We start from the raw sequence: 17,941 nt of genomic DNA, 5'->3' as shown, positions 1-17,941 counted from the left end.
ACCTCCCTTTTGTATCAGGAGGTCAGCTTTTCCTTGAGGGTGATATGTCTTATCTCTATTCGAAGGTTGACGAATTGGATCAAAGCGATCTCGTCGGTTCTCATCAATGTGTCGCTTTGATTCAACACTATGCCCATGTCCCGCATACCTCATCGTGGAAAAAGGGTAAAGACGTTTTAGGTGATGTTTCTATCGCAAAGGGAACGGCAATAGCCACTTTTGTGAATGGCAAATATCAAAACCATTCTCACGGAAATCATGCGGCTTTTTATATTGGCCAGGAGTCAGGAGGAATTTGGATTATGGACCAATGGAAAGGGGATCCAAAGAAGCCGAAAGTATCAAAGCGATTTGTTCGAACCAGGGGAAAACTAAAGAATGGCAGCTACGTTGAACCCAGTAATAATGCTGAAGCTTTTTCGGTCATTGAATAAAGGTTATCTATGTCAAAGATCATAAATATTGCACTGTATTTGAGCTTTTTCCCTTATGCGGCTTTAGTGAATGCGGAGACATTGTCATGTCCTGCAGAAATTGAATTGGATATGACAAGTATCAAGATGACGTCTCAGTTAGATCAATGGAAACCTTTTTTTCAAAATGGAAAACTGGCTTTGGTAGCCGCAGGGTTTTCTGACGGGCCGGCAGAAGAGCAAGCCTTTCTTAAGCCATATTCCAATGCTGAAAGTAAAGTGGGATCGCGTGTGACGTGGAAATTCGAGGGTGGCTATCCAAAAGGGAAATGGCTGAATTGTGATTACGAAGGAAACATTGCCTTGCTCTCGAAGGTTATTCCAGAGAAAACAAAGGAATGCATCGTTAGCTACAAAGAAAAGAAATTGTTGGCGATCAATTGTCGTTAATTCTTTGATTCTGACAATGAATTCGCGTGACTGGTACGGCTTGCGCTGTTTGGTGATGTGCCTTAGTGCAATCTCACCGCTTACGGACGGTGTCAATCGTGACTTCTTGGAAATTAGAAATTGGGAAGGTAAATGAGTGATGTTAAAAGGTATATTTTATTAATATTTATTTTCTGCTTTTTTGATTATTCAAACGCAGAAATAACATCCTCTCTGCTAAGTAAAGCTGAGAAACTTCCAATTGAAATGCGAATTGTGAGGAATTGCGGGAATTGGCAATATGGAAATAAGAATGGATATTATAGATTGATAATTGGTGATGTTTATGATGGAGCTGGTAGTGAGATATATGTCCAATGGATCACTAATCCTACTCAAGAGAAAAAATCAGAATTAATAAAAACATTGGCATTTCCAGAATTAAATGACGATCATGCGCAATATTATTTTAAATCTGTAGATTGTAAAAAAATAGGAAAGTCTACGTATGTAAAATTAAAAGCATTGCTCGAGCATGATCAAATAGATAAAGTACATAATATTTCTATAAAATTAATTGATATTGGCAGCTATAAAATAATCGAGAAGAATGAGAAGTGAAAATGCAATTGATGACGATTTTAAAAAATTATTTATTACTGCTATGTAGGTGATTTTTTATTTTAGTACTGTTATTGCTTGTGAGGAGATTTCTGAAGTGACAATTTCTAATCCAAATAGCCATATGAGAATGAGCTCTGCTGGGCGCGTGCATCTTCGGAACACAGAGGCATTGCGCACCAAATATTACAACGATGGTGGAAGAAATAAAGGTAATTGTACTTATGGTTATGGAACATTAATTCAGCCTCGTAGACTTTGTACTGTAAGCGAACTGCGTACTACCGTACCCATGTCAATGATTGAACATTCTCTCGAGCGGAAATTGACTGAGTTTGAGCGTGCAATTCATAGAAATGTCACTTACCCACTTAATCAAGCTCAGTTTGATGCGCTCGTCAGCTATACGTATAACAGAGGAGCAGGAGGGGCGGCGAGGACATATGAATTTATTAATAATGGTGATTTTCAAGGGGCGATTGACGAGATGAATTCCAGAATCTACTCGACGCAGGGTGGGAAGAGTGTATTGATGCCTGGGCTAGTTATTAGAAGGCAAGCAGAAACTGCCCCATTTAGAATGCCTTAAGCAAGGAATTGCGATGAAATTAATCATTACTTTTCTTTTCACTTTACTGGTGTCGCCAGCTGCTTTTGCGGAAACTTTACATTCGAATATTTTTGGATATTGGAAGGTGATTGCTTTGATGGATGCGACACCAACGACTTCATTAAGCTTTGTACAGGCGAAACAAATGGTAGGCAGTTACCTCATAATTACACCTGACAGTGTTGATTTTAATGGTGAAACATGTTTGAAGCCAAAATTTGAGGAAAATATCGAAGATGCAAGAAAATATTTTGATTATAGCTACCGTATGAATCCTCGGAATTTACATTTGCCAAAGCAAATTGCAACAATAAAAATGAAATGCTCAAATATCACAAATATGAATGATATTTATATTAAAGGAAAAGATAAAATTATTTTTTTCTTTAATGATTTTTTCTTTAGTGCGATTAGGGTAAGTATATGAATTAATCGAAGATTATGAAGTTAGGTATATTGAATGAAAAGAATGAAGTTATTTTTTATATTTTAAATACTTTATAGATTTCATTGAAATTCAAAAAATAACAATCTTTAAATGTAGTACCCAGCAGTTATTAACCAAAAAGTAAGGAGTAATACATGGCACAAGATATGTTCATCAAGATTAATGGCATCGATGGCGAGTCGCAGGACAACAGCCACAAATCCGAGATCGAAGTATTGAGTTGGGCTTGGAGGGTTTCACAACAATCGAATATGCATGCGGGTTCCGGCGGTGGTGCCGGCAAAGCAAGCGTCGACGATCTGCAATTCGATCACTTCATTGATCGTGCCAGCCCTAACCTGATTCAGTACTGCCTGAACGGCAAGCACATCGATCAGGCCGTTCTGGTGGTGCGCAAGGCGGGCGGCAATCCGCTGGAATACCTGAAGATCACGATGAGTGACGTGTTGGTCACCGAGGTAACGCCAAGCGCCAGTGCGACTGATGAACGTCCGCTTGAAAGAGTGTCCCTGTCCTTCTCCCGCCTGAAGCACGAATACATCGTGCAAAACGCACAAGGCGGAAGCGGCGGGGCGATCACGGCAACTTTCGATATCAAAAAGAACGTCGCTTAAATCCCGCAGTCTTGCCGGCTGGTGGTTCCAAATTCAGCCGGCAATCTTTCCGGTCCATGGCCCTGCCGCGTATTTTCCGGCAGGGTTTCCGAGCAGCCGACCAAAGCGATCCGATTTTCCCAGGGCAATCTGCTTAGCCTCCCATGCCGCACCAATGTCAGCACAAATGCATTCAGATTCTTTTCTTCCACCTGCTTGCCGCTCCGTCGCGGCAAAAATGTTTGCCGCTGGACTGCTCGCCTGCACAGCGGCGGCCTGCAGCACCGCGCCGCCGATCAAGGAACAAACCAGGCTGGAATTTCAGATCGAGGTCAGCGCCGCGGTCAACCCGGATCAGCAGGGGCGGCCGGCGCCGATCATGGTGCGGGTGATTGAACTGAAATCTCCCGCCACTTTCGATTCGGCGGACTTTTTTTCGCTGCAGGACGATGGCGTGAAGGTGCTGGGCGCCGATGCGCTGGTCACCGATGAATTCATCCTGCGTCCCGGCGACAAGCAGACCATCCGCCGCAAATCGCATCCGCAAGCCACCACCATCGGAGTCCTCGCCGGTTTCCGCGATTTGGGCAAATCGGTTTGGCGCGCTACCTACAAGTTGCCCGCTGCGCCGGACGCTGCCTGGTACCGCGCAGCGATCCCGGCAGACAAGGCAAAGCTGAAGATCTATCTCGATCAGCAAACAATTTCGATCACAGAACTGGATTAATCAAGATGAGTTGGTACAACAAGGTGGTGTGGAGCGAAGGCCTGTTTTTGCGTCCGCAATTGTTTCAGCAGCAGGAGCGCTATCTCGAATATTTCGCACACAAGCGCGCGGAATCGTTAAGCCCGTTTTTCTGGGGCTTTAGCCAATACGCAATCGACCATGACGCACTCGCCCTCGGCAAATTGATATTCCAGAGCGGCAGCGGGATATTTCCCGACGGTACGCCATTCGATGTGCCAGGCCATACGCCGCCGCCGCCGCCGCTCACCATCGCTCCCGAACACCAGAATCAGGTGATTTATCTGGCAACCCCGCTGCGCCTGGACAATACCGAAGAAACCACTTTCGACCAGCGGGATAGGGCGCTGGCGCGCTATCTCGGATTCGACCATGAGCTGCGAGACAGCAATGCCATCGGTCAGGGGCCGAAGCCGGTGCAACTGGCGCACCTGCGACTGCAGCTGCTGCCCGAGAGCGAGCTGAATGGGCCGTGGATCGGGATCGCGCTGACGCGGGTGAGGGCGCTGCAAGCTGACGGCGCTGTCACTTTGCATGGCGAGGATCATATTCCGCCGGTGACCGGTTATGGCGCCAATGGCTTGTTGCGCAAATGGGTGTCGGAGTTGCACGGACTGACCAAATTGCGGGCCGAGGCGTTGGCTGCACGCCTGTCCGGCAGTGACGGCAAGGCCGGCGCCGGGGCCGAAGTGGCCGACTACCTATTGCTGCAAATGCTGAACCGCTATGAGCCCTTGCTGGACCATATGAGTAAAATCGGCGCCATCGCGCCGGTCGAGCTGTATCGGCAACTGACCATGCTGGCCGGCGAACTGTCGACTTTCGTGCGGCCGCAGACGCGCCGGCCGCTGGTGGTGAAGAGCTACGATCACGCCAATATCTACTCCTGCATCTTCCCTTTGGTGACTGACATCACGTTTCTGCTGCATCAGGTCCTGATCCGCGCTGCGCAGCCGATTGCGCTGAAGGAGCAAGCCTACGGCATCCGCACCGCGTCCATGTTGCCGAGCGAACTGGCCGGTTACAGCAGTCTGGTGCTGGCGGTCGGTGCGCAAATGCCGGCCGACGTGCTGCAACAGCAATTCGCCGCGCAAGCCAAGATCAGCCCGCCGCAGCGCCTGCCGGAATTGATCCGCTCGCACTTGCCGGGCCTGACGCTGCAGGCGCTGCCGGTGCCGCCGCGGCAAATTCCGTTCAACGCCGGCTATGTTTATTTCGAACTGGCCCGCAGCGGTCCGTTCTGGGACCAGATTGCGCAACATGGCGGACTGGCGATGCATATCGCCGGAAAATTCCCCGAACTCAAGCTGGAACTGTGGGGAGTGCGTAATCAATGAGCGATGCCGACGCAAAAGACAATAAGTCCGTGGATTCGCCGGAAAAGGTCATGATGGAGACGGTTGCTGCAATGAATGTGCCCCCAGAAGCGCAGCCGCATGACTCGGCAGCCGCACCACCGCCGGCAGCATTGCCAGAGCCGACGCCTGACGCCACCGCGGCCCCCAAGCCGAAAGTCGTACTCAACATCGACAGCTTCGATCCGCCGCCGGACATGCAACTGCGCCTGGTGCAAGTCGCCGCCGCCGCCAATCCGCTGCTGGAAGCGGCTCAGCCGCTGCTGCGCGCACTGGCCGAGATGCCTGCGCAAGTCAAGGATCTGGATGAAATGAACTGTCTGCGCGAGATGTTGGTGCGCGAGATAAAAGCGTTTCAAACGCTGTGCGACAAGGCCGACTTGTCGTGGAAGCACATGGCCGCGGTGCGCTTCTGCATTTGCACCGCGTTGGATGAAGCCGCCAATCGCAACAATTTGGGTGGCGGCAGCGCGTGGGCAATGAAAAGCCTGCTGATCGAGATCGAAGGCGAAAGCGATGGCGGCGAAAAATTCTTCCTGTTGATCGGCCGCATGGCGACCGATCCGCAAGAATACCTCGACGTGCTCGAAGTCCTTTACCGCATTCTCGGACTCGGTTTTGAGGGCCGTTATAGTGTGATCGAGGACGGCCGCCGCCATCTCGACCAGATTCGCCAGCGGCTGCTGACGCTGATCGGCAACGCGCGCGAAACCGTGCCGCCGGAACTGTCGCCGCACTGGCGCGGCGAGGGAGCCGGCCGTCTGCCGTTGTTGCGCAGCGTGCCGGTGTGGGCCACCGCCTCATTTTTCGCGCTGATTCTGTTCGGCGTGTTTTGTTGGTACCAGTATCAATTGCTGGACATGAGCAATGCGCTGCAGCAGCGCATTCTGGCGATCGCCAAAGAGCCGGTCTCGGTGCCGGCGCAGCCGTTGCCGCAGGTGCGCTTGGCGATCCTGCTCAAGGATGAAATTGCGCGCGGCCTGGTGACGGTGGCCGAGGATGCCCGCCGCAGTGTCGTGACCTTCAAGGGCGACACCATGTTCGTGGCGGGCCGGAGCCAGGTGCGCCCGGAGATCGAACCGACGCTGGACAAGGTGGCGCGCGAAGTGGCGCGGGTTGGCGGCCACGTCCGCATCATCGGCCACACCGACAGCCAACCGATTCGCACCGCTGAATTTCCCAACAACCAGGTGCTGTCGGAAAAGCGCGCGGCATTTGTCGGTCAATACCTGCAAAGCCGCGGTACGCCCGGCAACCGGATCGAAGCGCTGGGCCGCGGCGATTCGCTGCCGGTGGCCGGCAATGCCACGGCCGCGGAGCGCGCCCGCAATCGCCGGGTTGAAATCGTCGTCACCCAGTAACAGGAACCTGGCATGTCTTATTTTCAAAAAGTAGTCGATTTTTTCTTTTCGCGCCGGATGCTGGCGCTGCTGGCTCTGGTGTTGCTGGCGGCGGCGGTCTGGTTCATCGGGCCGCTGCTGGGATTCGGCGTCCTGCATCCATTGGCCGGCGTCGCCATGCGCGTCACCGTAATCGTCATGCTGCTGGCCTTGCTGCTGTGTTTGCTGCTGCAAAAGCCGGTCAGCCTGGTCGGTATCGCCGCGCTGTGCCTGTTGCTGTGGCACGCCGGGCCGTTGCTGACGATCGGCGAGATGAAGCCACTGGCGCCGGCGTGGGTGAGGGAGCTGCTGATTGTCGCCGTTGTGCTCTGCTATGCCGCTTTTTACTTGTACCGTCGGTGGCACGCAATACGCGCCGATAAAGCCCTGCTGAGAAAATTCTTGCGTGGCAAAAGCAAGCGGCCAGGCAGGCAGGCGGCAGCGCTACACGCTCGCATCCTGGCCGTGGTTTCGGCGGTGGCGGCAGCGGTGCAGCAACTGAAGCAAATGCGTAATACCGGCGGCGTGCGACGACTGTTCGAGGGCAGGCGCTACTTGTATGAATTGCCTTGGTATATGGTGATAGGCAGCGCCGGCGCCGGCAAGACCAGCGCCATCCTGAACTCCGGCATGCAATTTCCGCTGGCCGAGCAAATGGGGGCCAGCGTCATCAAGGCCAGAAACGGCACTGAGAATTGCAACTGGTGGTTTACCAACGACAGCGTGCTGATCGATACCGCCGGCCGTTATACCGAGCAGGACGAACAGACAAAGCCAGAGCTGGCGGCCGCCAACGCCGCCGAGTGGCGGGTTTTTCTGGGACAGTTGCGCAAATACCGGCCGCGGGCGCCGATCAACGGTGCGCTGCTGACGGTCAGCGTCGCCGACCTGCTCGGCAAATCGCCGGTGCAACGTACCGCGCTGGCGGCCGCGATGCGGGCCCGGCTGGCCGAACTGCGCAGCCAACTCGGGATCCGCTTTCCGGTGTATGTGGTGCTGACCAAGCTCGATCTGTTGTCCGGCTTTGCCGAGTATTTCCAAACGCTGAGCGCGGTTGAACGCGCCCAGGTATGGGGCTTTACCCTGCCTTACCGCAAAGAGACGCTGGCCTTCGATCAGGATGGCCTGCGCACACGCTGCGAGCAGGAGTTGCAATTGCTCGAGCAGCGCCTGGAGCGCGGGGTGAACCAACGCATAGTGGAAGAATACGAATACCTCCGGCGCCGGAAACTGCATGTATTGCCGCAGGAATTCCGCAGCCTGACCGTGTCGCTGGCGCAGCTGCTGGAGCAGGTGTTTCTCGATTCGCGCTACGACAACACCCAGCTGCATACCACCTTGCGCGGCGTCTATTTCACCAGTGCGGCCCAGGCCGGAAAAACGGTGGCGGCCGATCGCAGCACGCTGTCTCAGCGCTTCCACAGCGGGGTGGCCAGGGCCAACAATGTGGCCATGGTCGACGACCATGCTGCGCCAGGCAGCGGCGCCGGCCGCAGCTATTTCCTGCACAATTTGTTCCAGCAGTTGATCATTCCCGAGTCGCATCTGGTGCGGCCCAATATGCGCTGGGAATTGCGCTTTCGCTTGTTGCGCACGGGCGGTCACCTGTTGTCGATTGCGTTCTTTATCTGGCTGCTGAGTGCATTGGCGCTCAGCTTCAACAACAACCATCATTATCTGGCGGCCGTCGACAGCAAGACGAAAGCACTGGCGGCGCAAGTCGCAGCCTTCCGCAAGGCGCCAAGCGCCGACGCCGTGCCCGCGGTGCTGAACGCGGCGCAGGCACTGCCGCAGTATAAAGAGCTGGATCTGGAGCACCCGGGCGGCAGCTATCGCTACGGCCTGTATACCGCACCCGGCGTGGCTGCAACTGCGCAACACACCTATGTTGAGCTGCAACGGCAACTGCTGCTGCCGCGCATCGTCAAGCGCATCGACACAGCTTTGGCCGCCGAGATCGACGCCGGCAATGCCGATGCCGTCTACAGCGCGCTGACGGTCTACTTGATGCTGTACGAGCAGAATCGTTTCAACGGCGATACGGTCAAAACCTGGGTCTTGCGCGACTGGGAGCGGGCCGACAGCGCCGCCGCGTTCGGCGACCGGGCGGCGATGGTCAAACACCTGGACCTGCTATTGGCCGACGGACCTTGGATCGCGCCTGCGGCCGCCAAGAATGAAGACCTGGTGCAGCGCGCGCGTGCTTTCCTGAACAGCAATCCGGTCTCCAGCCGGCTGTACGAGCGGGCTAAGGCCGCGATGGAAAAGGAAGCCCCGGAGAACTTCACGCTGGCACGCGCGATCGGTCCGCAAACCAGCACCGTGCTTACGATGACTAGTGCCAGCAAGGCGCAGGAACACGGTGTTCCTGGTCTGTATACCTACGACGGCTATCACCAGGTTTTTAATCAGCGCCTGGCCGAATTCGTCGGCCAGGCGCAAGCCGAGGATGCATGGGTGATGGGGCGCAACGTCGGCGCCCGGCTGGCCAGCGCGGCGTCGGGCAAGGGCGCTGCCAATGCCGGCATCATCGACGACATCCGGCGTCAGTATTTGACCGACTACGGCAATTACTGGCAGCAGTTTCTGGAAGATATCCGGCCGCTCGCCAGCAGCGCCGATAGCAGCAGCGGTTCGCTGGCGCTAGATGTGCAGACTTTGCGCATCCTGGCGGCGCCGGATTCGCCGTTGTCGCGCCTGGCGCGGGCCGTCTCGCGCGAGACTTCGCTATCCGTGCCGGCCGTCGCCGACGACAGCGCCAGCAGCACGCTCGCCGACATGGCGCTAGGTGCGCTGGAGAAAAAATCCAGCACCGTCAGAACCGCCAATACCGTCGGCAAGACGCTCAATTTGCGGCAAGGCCAGAAACTGGAAAAGGAATTGGTCGACAACCGTTTTGCCGCATTGCGTGAAGTGGTCACCGGCCAGGCCGATACCGGTAGCGGTCCGGCCTTGACTGCCAAGACGGCGGCGGCCGGCGATAAAGGCTTGCAGCTGGATGCCATCATCGGCTTGCTCAACGAGCAGTACACCTTGCTGGTGGTGGCCGATAACGCGCTATCGACCAACAACCTGCCGCCCGCCGCCGACATCGGCGCCAAGCTGCGGATGGAGTCGGCCAAGTTGCCGGCGCCATTCAAGGCGGTGCTGGCCGGCGTCGCCGAGCGCACTACCGACAAGATCAACCAGGGCGTCGGTGCGCTGCTGTCGGCGCAGATGGAAGCCAGCATCGGCAATGCCTGCCGCAGCGCGATCGAAGGCAAATACCCGTTCGTCGCCAGCCAGCAAGAAGTCGACATTGAGGATTTCGCACGGGTCTTCGCAGCGGGCGGTTTGCTCGACGATTTTTTCCAGAAGAACCTGGCCGGCCATGTCGATACCAACAGCAAACCGTGGCGCTACAAGACCGCCGGCAGCGCTGCCGGCGCCATGCACGGCCCGGACCTGGGCGCGTTTCAGCGTGCCGCCATGATCCGCGAAGTATTCTTCCGCGACCCGGGCGCCAAGCGCCTGTCCTGGAAAATGGATGTCAAAGTCGCCTCGCTCGATCCGGAAATCACCCAGCTGGCAATCGACATCGACGGTCAGAGCAACCGTTATGCGCACGGTCCGGTGCTGCCGTTCACGATCAACTGGCCCGGCCCGCGCGGCGGCGCGATGGCGGAAATCAGCGCCAATCCGCGGGTCCGGCCGGACACTTCTAGCGTGCTGACCAATGGCCCATGGGCGCTGTTCCGCCTGCTGGAACGCGGCCGCATCATCGAGACAGCATCCGCCAGTCGGCTGGCGGTGGACTTCACGTTCGACGGCCGGCATGCGGTGCTCGACCTGGTGACCGGCGGCTTGCCGAATCCATTCACCAGCAACTTGCTGAAGGATTTTCATTGTCCGACCAGCGTGGCCTGAGTTGGGCCGTTATAACGCAGCCGGTTAGCCAGTTTCCCCACCCACCAAGAAAGGTCATGCCATGCCCAAAGCAGCCAGAGTCGACGACCCCATCTCGCACGGCGGCACCATCACCAAAGGTTCGTCCAACGTCTTCATCAACGGCAAGCCGGCCGTCTTCGTCGACAGCGAGGCCAACTGCAACATCGACGGCAGCCAATCGATAATCAAAGGCTCCCGCAGCGTTTTCATCAACGGCAAACCGGCCGCCCGCGTCGGCGACCAATTGGGTTGCGGCGCTACTGTTAGCGAAGGCTCGCCTGATGTTTTTATTGGCGACTAGGCTTGCCTCTGCCAACAGTGCTGCAGTAGGTCGCAAGGACGACCGCCGTCAATGGATGCACGCAGCACTGTTCAACCAACCCAATTTGCTTATGCCTTCTCAACAACCGTCGGAGTCGATCTCCAGCCTGGTCTTTAGAAATGATGCGGATGAGAAAATTTCTGTCGCGCTGCCTATTGTGTTGCGAATGCGCCGTGTGAAATGCGCTTATATTTTCTGTCTTTCCCTGTTCTGTTCATTACCTTTTGTCCTGTCCCTGAAATCCGGTCAGTTTTGGCAGGCGGACGATTTTTTGCCATTTCTTATTCTTTTAATGGCGTTTATTTGCGAGGTCTTTTTCCTTGCGTGCGGACTTTTATCTTTATGGGGGCTGATCAAACCAATGACGCTAGAGCTTAATGCAGATGGTTTTTTACATTACCGTCTGGGTAAAGGACTTGTTTTGACGCACTGGAATCAGGTTAGTCGATTTTATGTAGACGAGATCCAAACGAAGGTTCGACATTTTTTTATTTCCTATTCCGTCGTCAAGAAGGTTGCGCGACGGGATAACCGGAATGGGCCATGGTGGGCGGAGGAGTGGCGTACCGCTCGTCTTGCCGATAATTTTGGCATTCCGCACTAGGCGTTGGCCGAAATCATGAATGCCTGCAGGGAGCATTTTTGCGACACCGCACCCAATCAACCGGCGCCATTGCTTTCAGCGAAAACATTCAGGATTTTACGCAGACGCGGTCTGCCGCCGGCTCGACGACTGCAAGACTTGTGCCGCAGCTTCGTCCTGGAGTGCAAGCGGATGATGGATGGCGCCGGAGCCGACGTCGCGATGCCTACTCAGCCGGAACAACGCCGAGGTTCTTCGCGTCACCGTAGAAAAGAAGCGCATCGGAAGCGTAGCCAAAAAGATCCGGTGGCACGCTCCGATAGCGCAAGCGAAACATGAGTATCTACAACGCCGATAAGTGCTTTTTCCGTTGAATTACGACGCTGACGACGTGCCTTATTCGCTGATCGACAACAATTGCACTACCCTTGTTCAGGGTGCTTTGTGTTTGATTGGCGTAGAAATTCAACAACCAATCACGGACTCGCCAGCAAGGCTGTTATCGATCATGAATGGCCTTGTCAGCCGGCGTGATGCGAAGATCAAAGACGTTCGTATCTATCCCTATGGCTGGAGGAAACCATAAATGAAACTGAAGCGAGATGACATCGTTGCTCTACTCATCCTCGGCGCCATTGCTTGGGGTTCGTATTGGGCGTATACGGAAGTCTTGTATCCGACGCCAAGAATCAGTGCAGGTGCAACGGCGATCATAATCACTGGCAAGGAAAGAGAGAGAAAAGTGTACGGCGATGATAACGGTATAAAGATCTTATATTCGCTGGAAGTAGGTGATCGTTGCCAGATCGATTACACCCGTTCCGGAGCGGGTAAGACACGCATGTTTCCAATCTCATGCGAAAACAAAGACATCGGTTGGTCTTTTGTTCTTAATTTCAACGACTATCAGCGAAGCCAATAAAGCGAGGGGAATCATCATCGTCTGCACTGTTCAGGAAGGTCATCGCTGTTGTCAGTCAGCCTCCAGCCGCGCAACACTGTGCACAATATGTCCGAGATTTACCAATGGCCAGGCGACTATAGCAATCGGCGCGAAGGCGAGATGCGGGTCAGTGCCTGGAACGACGAGGCCCACGGCATCGCTTGCTAAGTAATCCCGCCGTCGCAAAATCAGAAATTTCTAGCCCTTCTCAATGTCCTCTTCCGCTAGCCTATGTCGCTCGTGGCCAGGACCGACACATCACTGAGTCACACTCTTGAGAAAAGGCGAATGCATGGATCCGATGGACAAATGGTGGCAGAGCCGACAGATCTGTACGACGCAATGGGATTTCGAGCGACTGGAATGCCGCTATTACAAAGAAATAATGGGGCGAGGCAGTGCCTACACACTAGGCTACTACCCTGAAGACGCGACTCCGGCACTACGCAAGCGCGTCCAGTTTATGGAAAAAAGTAATACCGAAAAACTCGGCAGCGCGCTGTATTACGGCATGCAACGCCTGCCCGCAGCAGCGAGCGGGCAAGCAGCTGCCTTGATGGATCCACGCAACCTGGCGATAGCCGCCGGGGTCTTGGCTTTGTGGTTGGGATCGCACGCCACGCCGATCGGCTGGGTAGTCGATATCGCGATGGTCGGCGTCGGCGTGGTGGCATTGGGCGCCACCGCGATGCAAGTTATCTCCTACTTGCAACGTTTTGGCGAAGGGATTATTGATGCAAGGGATGACAACGACCTGATCATAGCTGGTTATGCTTTCAGCAATGCGGTGGTGCTGATCGGGATTGAAGTTGTCGTGGCTATTCTGTTGAAGAAGGCAACGATCAAGGTCAGGAGGCCGGGTGCGGCAGAAGCAAAGCTAGTGCCAGACGTTAAAGTTACACCGCAGGGGCCGATGAAGACACTGCCGACGACACCGGCCCTTGCGGTAAAAATGAGAGGCCCTGGGGAAAATACGGGATTACGACAAACGGGAGCGGGTGGGGGAGCATCAGCAGCAGACGAAGCGTATTCTGTTATTCGTGCGAGTACTTCTGATGTGGGAACAATTGCCCAGAACACGGGCATCAAACCGTCGAATATTCAAAAGGTCAAAGACCATCTTTTTTACAAAGAACATTTACTTGACCGCTATGAACGTCTAGGCATTCCCAGCGAAATGAAACGATTCGACTCTAACCTAGATATAGCCAATTCTTGGCAACGTTTGGGAGCCGGGAAATATACTCCTGCTGATATTCAATTATTACGACATGAGACTGCCGAAGCTTGGTTTATGCGTAAATATGGTCCGAGCTACAATAATTCACATAATGCGGCGCAGAGCCGCTATCCGTCACCTTTGGAGTAAGCACTATGCAGTTTCATACAGATGGAATTATCTTTAAAGTAGTTAGCATCACTGGTCCAACGCATAACTATCTTGGCCTTTCGTTTGCTGAAAAAACTGAAGTTGTAGGAGTCTATGTTGAGCCCCTCATGCTAAATGCCGAAGAGCCTATCAGGCTTGAGGCAAGCGATGTACAGCATTGGGTCATGAAGGGTGTGGAACAAGCGAATCGTGAATTAGACGCAAACTACAAACTGAAATGTGTTCAATTTGTGGCGAGTGATACGCCTCCTGTTGAAGTGTATGCGCAACTGGCTCGATACATTATTGAGCGAATGCATGCCAATCTCGATGCCTACAATGGTGAATCTCGATAACGCGAAGTATGAAATTGACAAAACTGGGCGCACGTCATTTCCAGTAATCCAATACAGAGAGGACATTCCTGGGCGTAGTAGCATTAACAGCGATATTAATCCGCAAGAAATGCTAAATGGAGTTCATAGCGGTAAATACACTGTTGTTGGCACAGGATCAAGAGGACAGCCCATAGTCGATTTTGGGCATCCAATTGGAATTGATGCCGGATCTGGATTAACTACGCAGTATGGAACAATTCATTCGGGGAAAAATGGGGCGCATATCGTTCCGACTAATCCAATAACCATAGAAAGAAACAGATGAATAAAAATTTACCTGATTGGTTAATTGTATGCGTGTGGCGTGCTTTGCTTGGGGAGATTTATCCTTCGATTAGAGCCGTCGCAATTGCGTTATCCGATAATCGAATCCTTACAATTCGATATTACCTGGATAGAATCCCATTGGATATGGATCATGAAAGTATTGAAGTTGTAGCGACAAATATTTCCGCTTCCATTAGCCTGGATATGATCGCTCATATAGAAGTTGATTGCCAATACAGCAGCAGCTCATTTGGCGCGCTCGATTGTCTTGACGGTTTTATCTACTGTAGGCGAGAGTACGATCTCTAAAATAATGAAACTATCAATTCCGGCTTGGAAAACCGACAAGTACTTTAGTCTTGAAGAAATACTTTTGACAATTGGTGATTCATGTAGGGACTTGTGCTGGTGTTTGCGTGTATCCGAAGCCTCTACTGAACCTGGCACGGTGCATTAAACGACGTTAATCCTGAAAAACCGATGATTTATTCCGATTTGCTCAATTTGATTACTCCAAAATTACAAATCATAGATGGTGAAGCAATAGCTGGTGATGGAAATGTCAGCTCTGAAAGGCGTGCACTAAGGAAGTGCTGATTAATTCAGGATTCAAGAAATCGCTGCTTTATGAATCAACGACTTATACCTCACTCCGACGAGAAAAATCGAATAAATCAGGGCTTCCCTAATTCGAGCGGTGGATAGTACATCCTGGGACATTGAAACTAAAATTTCGGATGTAAAACGAAAAACAGGCAATCGTTCCCTGATGCAGAGGAGATCAAGGAGTGAGAAAAAAGAAACAGTTCAAGCACCTTTATTCTAGGGAAGCGCTGATTTATTCATTTTTGCAAAATTCTCATCTATATAAATCAATGGGTTACGTACACGACGGAGGGAAGAGTCGAATTAATCAGTGCTTCCTTAGGAAGGTTGAATAAATAATCATGACTACACTTATCTTTGAAAAAGTTGGAGATATAAGCAGCACGTATCCGTACCTGTGTGTGTACGAGGAAAGCGATACGACAAATCCATTTATGGAAATTTCAATTACAGATGACAGAGAATTATTATTTACCATTTATGCTTTTCCTCGGAACGTTGCCCTAAGGAAGCGCTGATTTATTCGATTTTCCTCCTCAGAGCGAGGCATAAGTCGTTGATCTATAAAGCAGCGATTTCTTGAATCCTGAATTAATCAGCGCTTCCCTAACGCTGGCGCACTGGGAAGAAATTCGCGATAAAGCAAATATCTTCCTTCCCAAAGCCTTGGCCGATGAGGACGCGTCATAGCCGGGCGGGAAAGATGCGCAATCTCAATCATTCGACACAACTATTTCCCTAAAAAATTCATGACAAAGACGGCCGCTTTTTATTGCACGTCGATGCCCAAGTTGCTTGGCATCGACGCGCTGCATTTTTTTAGCATCAAAGGGACAGAACATCTTTCCGAGCTCTACGAATACACGATCACGTTGAAAACCCCGGACAATCGAGGCATCGCCAAAGATGCCACTGCCAGCATCAACCTGAAAGCGCTGCTAGGCCAGGAGGCGACAGTCGCGATTGAACTTGATGGCATTGGCGGCGGATTGCTTGGCAATATAGGCAAGGGCAAGCGCGAGATCAGTGGCCTGATCAGCAAGGCACGGCTTAAGCAACATGGTGAGCGGCAGTCCACTTACGAAGTCATTATCGAACCCTGGCTGACGCTGGCGCAACGTACCAGCGACTACAAGATCTTCCAGGACAAGACCGTCGTGCAAATTATCGACGAGGTGTTGAAGGACTATCCATATGCCGCCGAGCTGCGCTTGGACACGGCCAAGTATCCGACGCTGTCGTATCAGGTGCAGTACGGCGAAAGCGATTACGATTTCATCCAGCGGCTGATGGAAGAATGGGGCATCTATTACTTCTTCGAGCACTCGGAAGGCAAACACCGGTTGGTGTTGTGCGACCATGTCGGCGCGCATCAGCCGTTTGGCAGCGAGGCTTACCACACAATCAGTTATTACCCGCCCGGCCACAAGATCGACGAAGAGTACATTCAAGAATTCACGCCGGCCGAGGCTTTGGTCAGCGGTCAATGGGTGACCAGCGATTACGACTTCGAACGTTCGCGCGCCAACCTGAAAGCGGTCAGCATCCAGCCGCGCAATACCGCCCATAACATGGCCGAGATTTACCAATGGCCGGGCGACTACAGCAATCGGCACGAAGGCGAGATGCGGGTCAGGACCTGGATGGAGGGAGAGGGAGCGCAAGGCAATATCTCCAACGGCGGCGGCAATTTGCGCGGCATGGTGTGCGGCTGCACCTTCAAACTGAGTAATCATCCGCAGAAAAAGGCCAACCGTGAATATCTGTTGGTGCATGCGACGCTTCACTTGCAGGACAATGGCCAGTCCAGCGGCCAGGGCAGCTATGAATGCCAGAGTACGTTTTCTGTTTTGCCAACCAATAAAGTATTCCGGCCATCAAGAGTGATACGCAAACCCTTCACCCACGGCCCGCAAACCGCGATCGTGGTCGGCCCGGCCGGCGAAGAAATTTTTACCGACCAGTACGGTCGGGTCAAAGTGCGCTTCCACTGGGACCGCTACGCCCGCAACGACCACAGCGATTCTTGCTGGATCCGGGTCAGCCAGGCTTGGGCCGGCAGCGGGTTCGGCGGCATCTTCATTCCCCGCATCGGGCAGGAGGTGATCGTCGATTTCCTCAACGGTGATCCGGACCGGCCGCTGATCATCGGCAGCCTGTACAACAATTTCACCAGCCCGCCGTGGCAGCTGCCCGGCAACGCCACCCAGAGCGGCGTCATGAGTCGCTCGATCAAAGGCGGCAGCAGTAATTACAATGCGCTGCGCTTCGAGGACAAAAGCGGCGCCGAGGAATTTTATGTCCAGGCCGAAAAAGACATGTCCCGGCTCACCAAAAACGATGAATCCCACAGCATAGGCAGCAACCATAAACTGCGCGTCGGCAAAGACCAGGACATCGTGGTCGGCGGCAGCTTGTACAGCAGCACTCACGGCAACGCCAAATACAGTTTCGGCAAGGCGCATGCCAGCCACATCCGCGGCAGCAGCGCCAACAAGGTCAATGGCCGCTACGCGCTGACCGTCGGTAAAGAGATCAGCCTGGTCTGCGGCGCTTCTTCGCTGGTGCTGCAGAGCGATGGCTGCATCATGCTCAACGGTCTGGGCATCACGATCAACGGCTTGGCCGTCAACATCGGCGGCATGGCCGGCGTCAACCTGGTCGGCGGCGCTGGCGTCAACGTCGTGGCCGCTGGCGCCGTCAATGTCACGGCCGCCGCCGCCACTTACGTTCAAGGCTCCGAATTGCATTTGAACGAAGGCGGTGGCGCCGGCGCTTGCAGCGGCGGCAACGGCGGGCTGGCGGGCGACTTGGGCTTGATAGGCTTGGCGGGGCTGTTCCCGTGGTTCAAGTTCAAACCAGGCGGGGATGAGGGAGTCGACACCAGAAGCCGGCCGCAACTCAAGCCGCCGGGGAATGGTACATCGAAGCCG

The 17,941-nt window shown here is 53.6% G+C and carries 19 protein-coding genes; all 19 read left to right on the top strand.

Translation table 11 applies throughout. The features are described from left to right. Nucleotides 1-44: 44 nt before the first annotated feature. Nucleotides 45-434: a BPSL0067 family protein gene (locus tag ACFPM8_RS00695; RefSeq protein ID WP_378993931.1), complete on the top strand. Its 390-nt coding sequence runs from the start codon at nucleotides 45-47 to the stop codon at nucleotides 432-434. Between the two features lie 9 nt (nucleotides 435-443). Next, nucleotides 444-863, top strand: coding sequence for an STY0301 family protein (locus ACFPM8_RS00690; protein ID WP_378993929.1), 420 nt, complete (start codon nucleotides 444-446; stop codon nucleotides 861-863). A 132-nt stretch (nucleotides 864-995) separates the two neighbouring features. Beyond that, nucleotides 996-1,463 (top strand): hypothetical protein, encoded by a 468-nt coding sequence (locus tag ACFPM8_RS00685; RefSeq protein ID WP_378993927.1) that lies wholly within the window; start codon nucleotides 996-998, stop codon nucleotides 1,461-1,463. A gap of 97 nt (nucleotides 1,464-1,560) precedes the next feature. After that, on the top strand, nucleotides 1,561-2,052 hold the full coding sequence (locus tag ACFPM8_RS00680; protein ID WP_378993925.1) for a lysozyme: 492 nt from the start codon (nucleotides 1,561-1,563) through the stop codon (nucleotides 2,050-2,052). A 13-nt stretch (nucleotides 2,053-2,065) separates the two neighbouring features. Beyond that, nucleotides 2,066-2,500 carry a hypothetical protein gene (locus ACFPM8_RS00675; RefSeq protein ID WP_378993923.1) on the top strand — a complete coding sequence of 145 codons (435 nt, stop codon included), beginning with the start codon at nucleotides 2,066-2,068 and terminating at the stop codon, nucleotides 2,498-2,500. 155 nt (nucleotides 2,501-2,655) lie between these two features. Further along, on the top strand, nucleotides 2,656-3,135 hold the full coding sequence (locus ACFPM8_RS00670; protein ID WP_378993921.1) for an Hcp family type VI secretion system effector: 480 nt from the start codon (nucleotides 2,656-2,658) through the stop codon (nucleotides 3,133-3,135). 217 nt (nucleotides 3,136-3,352) lie between these two features. Beyond that, complete coding sequence (gene tssJ / locus ACFPM8_RS00665) at nucleotides 3,353-3,841, top strand: type VI secretion system lipoprotein TssJ (RefSeq protein WP_378993919.1); 489 nt, start codon at nucleotides 3,353-3,355, stop codon at nucleotides 3,839-3,841. 5 nt (nucleotides 3,842-3,846) lie between these two features. Then, on the top strand, nucleotides 3,847-5,196 hold the full coding sequence (tssK, locus tag ACFPM8_RS00660) for a type VI secretion system baseplate subunit TssK (protein ID WP_378993917.1): 1,350 nt from the start codon (nucleotides 3,847-3,849) through the stop codon (nucleotides 5,194-5,196). Nucleotides 5,197-5,246: 50 nt separating this feature from the next. Continuing rightward, nucleotides 5,247-6,575: a type VI secretion system protein TssL, long form gene (gene tssL, locus ACFPM8_RS00655; protein ID WP_378993915.1), complete on the top strand. Its 1,329-nt coding sequence runs from the start codon at nucleotides 5,247-5,249 to the stop codon at nucleotides 6,573-6,575. A gap of 12 nt (nucleotides 6,576-6,587) precedes the next feature. After that, nucleotides 6,588-10,499, top strand: coding sequence for a type VI secretion system membrane subunit TssM (gene tssM, locus ACFPM8_RS00650; RefSeq protein WP_378993913.1), 3,912 nt, complete (start codon nucleotides 6,588-6,590; stop codon nucleotides 10,497-10,499). A 61-nt stretch (nucleotides 10,500-10,560) separates the two neighbouring features. Further along, nucleotides 10,561-10,821 carry a PAAR domain-containing protein gene (locus ACFPM8_RS00645; RefSeq protein ID WP_378993911.1) on the top strand — a complete coding sequence of 87 codons (261 nt, stop codon included), beginning with the start codon at nucleotides 10,561-10,563 and terminating at the stop codon, nucleotides 10,819-10,821. Next, nucleotides 10,802-11,446, top strand: a complete 645-nt coding sequence (locus tag ACFPM8_RS00640; RefSeq protein WP_378993909.1) for a hypothetical protein — start codon at nucleotides 10,802-10,804, stop codon at nucleotides 11,444-11,446. Before ACFPM8_RS00645 ends, ACFPM8_RS00640 begins: the two co-directional genes overlap by 20 nt. Nucleotides 11,447-12,011: 565 nt before the next feature. After that, nucleotides 12,012-12,347 (top strand): hypothetical protein, encoded by a 336-nt coding sequence (locus ACFPM8_RS00635; protein ID WP_378993907.1) that lies wholly within the window; start codon nucleotides 12,012-12,014, stop codon nucleotides 12,345-12,347. A 48-nt stretch (nucleotides 12,348-12,395) separates the two neighbouring features. Continuing rightward, nucleotides 12,396-12,536: a hypothetical protein gene (locus ACFPM8_RS00630; RefSeq protein ID WP_378993905.1), complete on the top strand. Its 141-nt coding sequence runs from the start codon at nucleotides 12,396-12,398 to the stop codon at nucleotides 12,534-12,536. Nucleotides 12,537-12,660: 124 nt separating this feature from the next. Beyond that, nucleotides 12,661-13,737: a hypothetical protein gene (locus tag ACFPM8_RS00625; protein WP_378993903.1), complete on the top strand. Its 1,077-nt coding sequence runs from the start codon at nucleotides 12,661-12,663 to the stop codon at nucleotides 13,735-13,737. Between the two features lie 5 nt (nucleotides 13,738-13,742). Continuing rightward, entirely contained in the window at nucleotides 13,743-14,093 is a 351-nt protein-coding gene (locus ACFPM8_RS00620; protein ID WP_378993901.1) for a hypothetical protein, read from the top strand. Then, on the top strand, nucleotides 14,020-14,400 hold the full coding sequence (locus ACFPM8_RS00615; RefSeq protein ID WP_378993899.1) for a polymorphic toxin type 50 domain-containing protein: 381 nt from the start codon (nucleotides 14,020-14,022) through the stop codon (nucleotides 14,398-14,400). Before ACFPM8_RS00620 ends, ACFPM8_RS00615 begins: the two co-directional genes overlap by 74 nt. After that, on the top strand, nucleotides 14,397-14,711 hold the full coding sequence (locus ACFPM8_RS00610; protein WP_378993897.1) for a MafI2 family immunity protein: 315 nt from the start codon (nucleotides 14,397-14,399) through the stop codon (nucleotides 14,709-14,711). Before ACFPM8_RS00615 ends, ACFPM8_RS00610 begins: the two co-directional genes overlap by 4 nt. A 1,046-nt stretch (nucleotides 14,712-15,757) precedes the next feature. After that, the coding region (locus ACFPM8_RS00605; protein WP_378993895.1) for a type VI secretion system Vgr family protein at nucleotides 15,758-17,941 on the top strand (2,184 nt) is incomplete at its 3' end.

The organism is Paraherbaspirillum soli (assembly GCF_042654985.1).
GTDB classification, from domain to species: domain Bacteria; phylum Pseudomonadota; class Gammaproteobacteria; order Burkholderiales; family Burkholderiaceae_D; genus Paraherbaspirillum; species Paraherbaspirillum soli.
The sequence above is the reverse complement of the archived record's forward strand: the minus strand, read 5'-3'. Positions and strand labels throughout refer to the sequence as shown.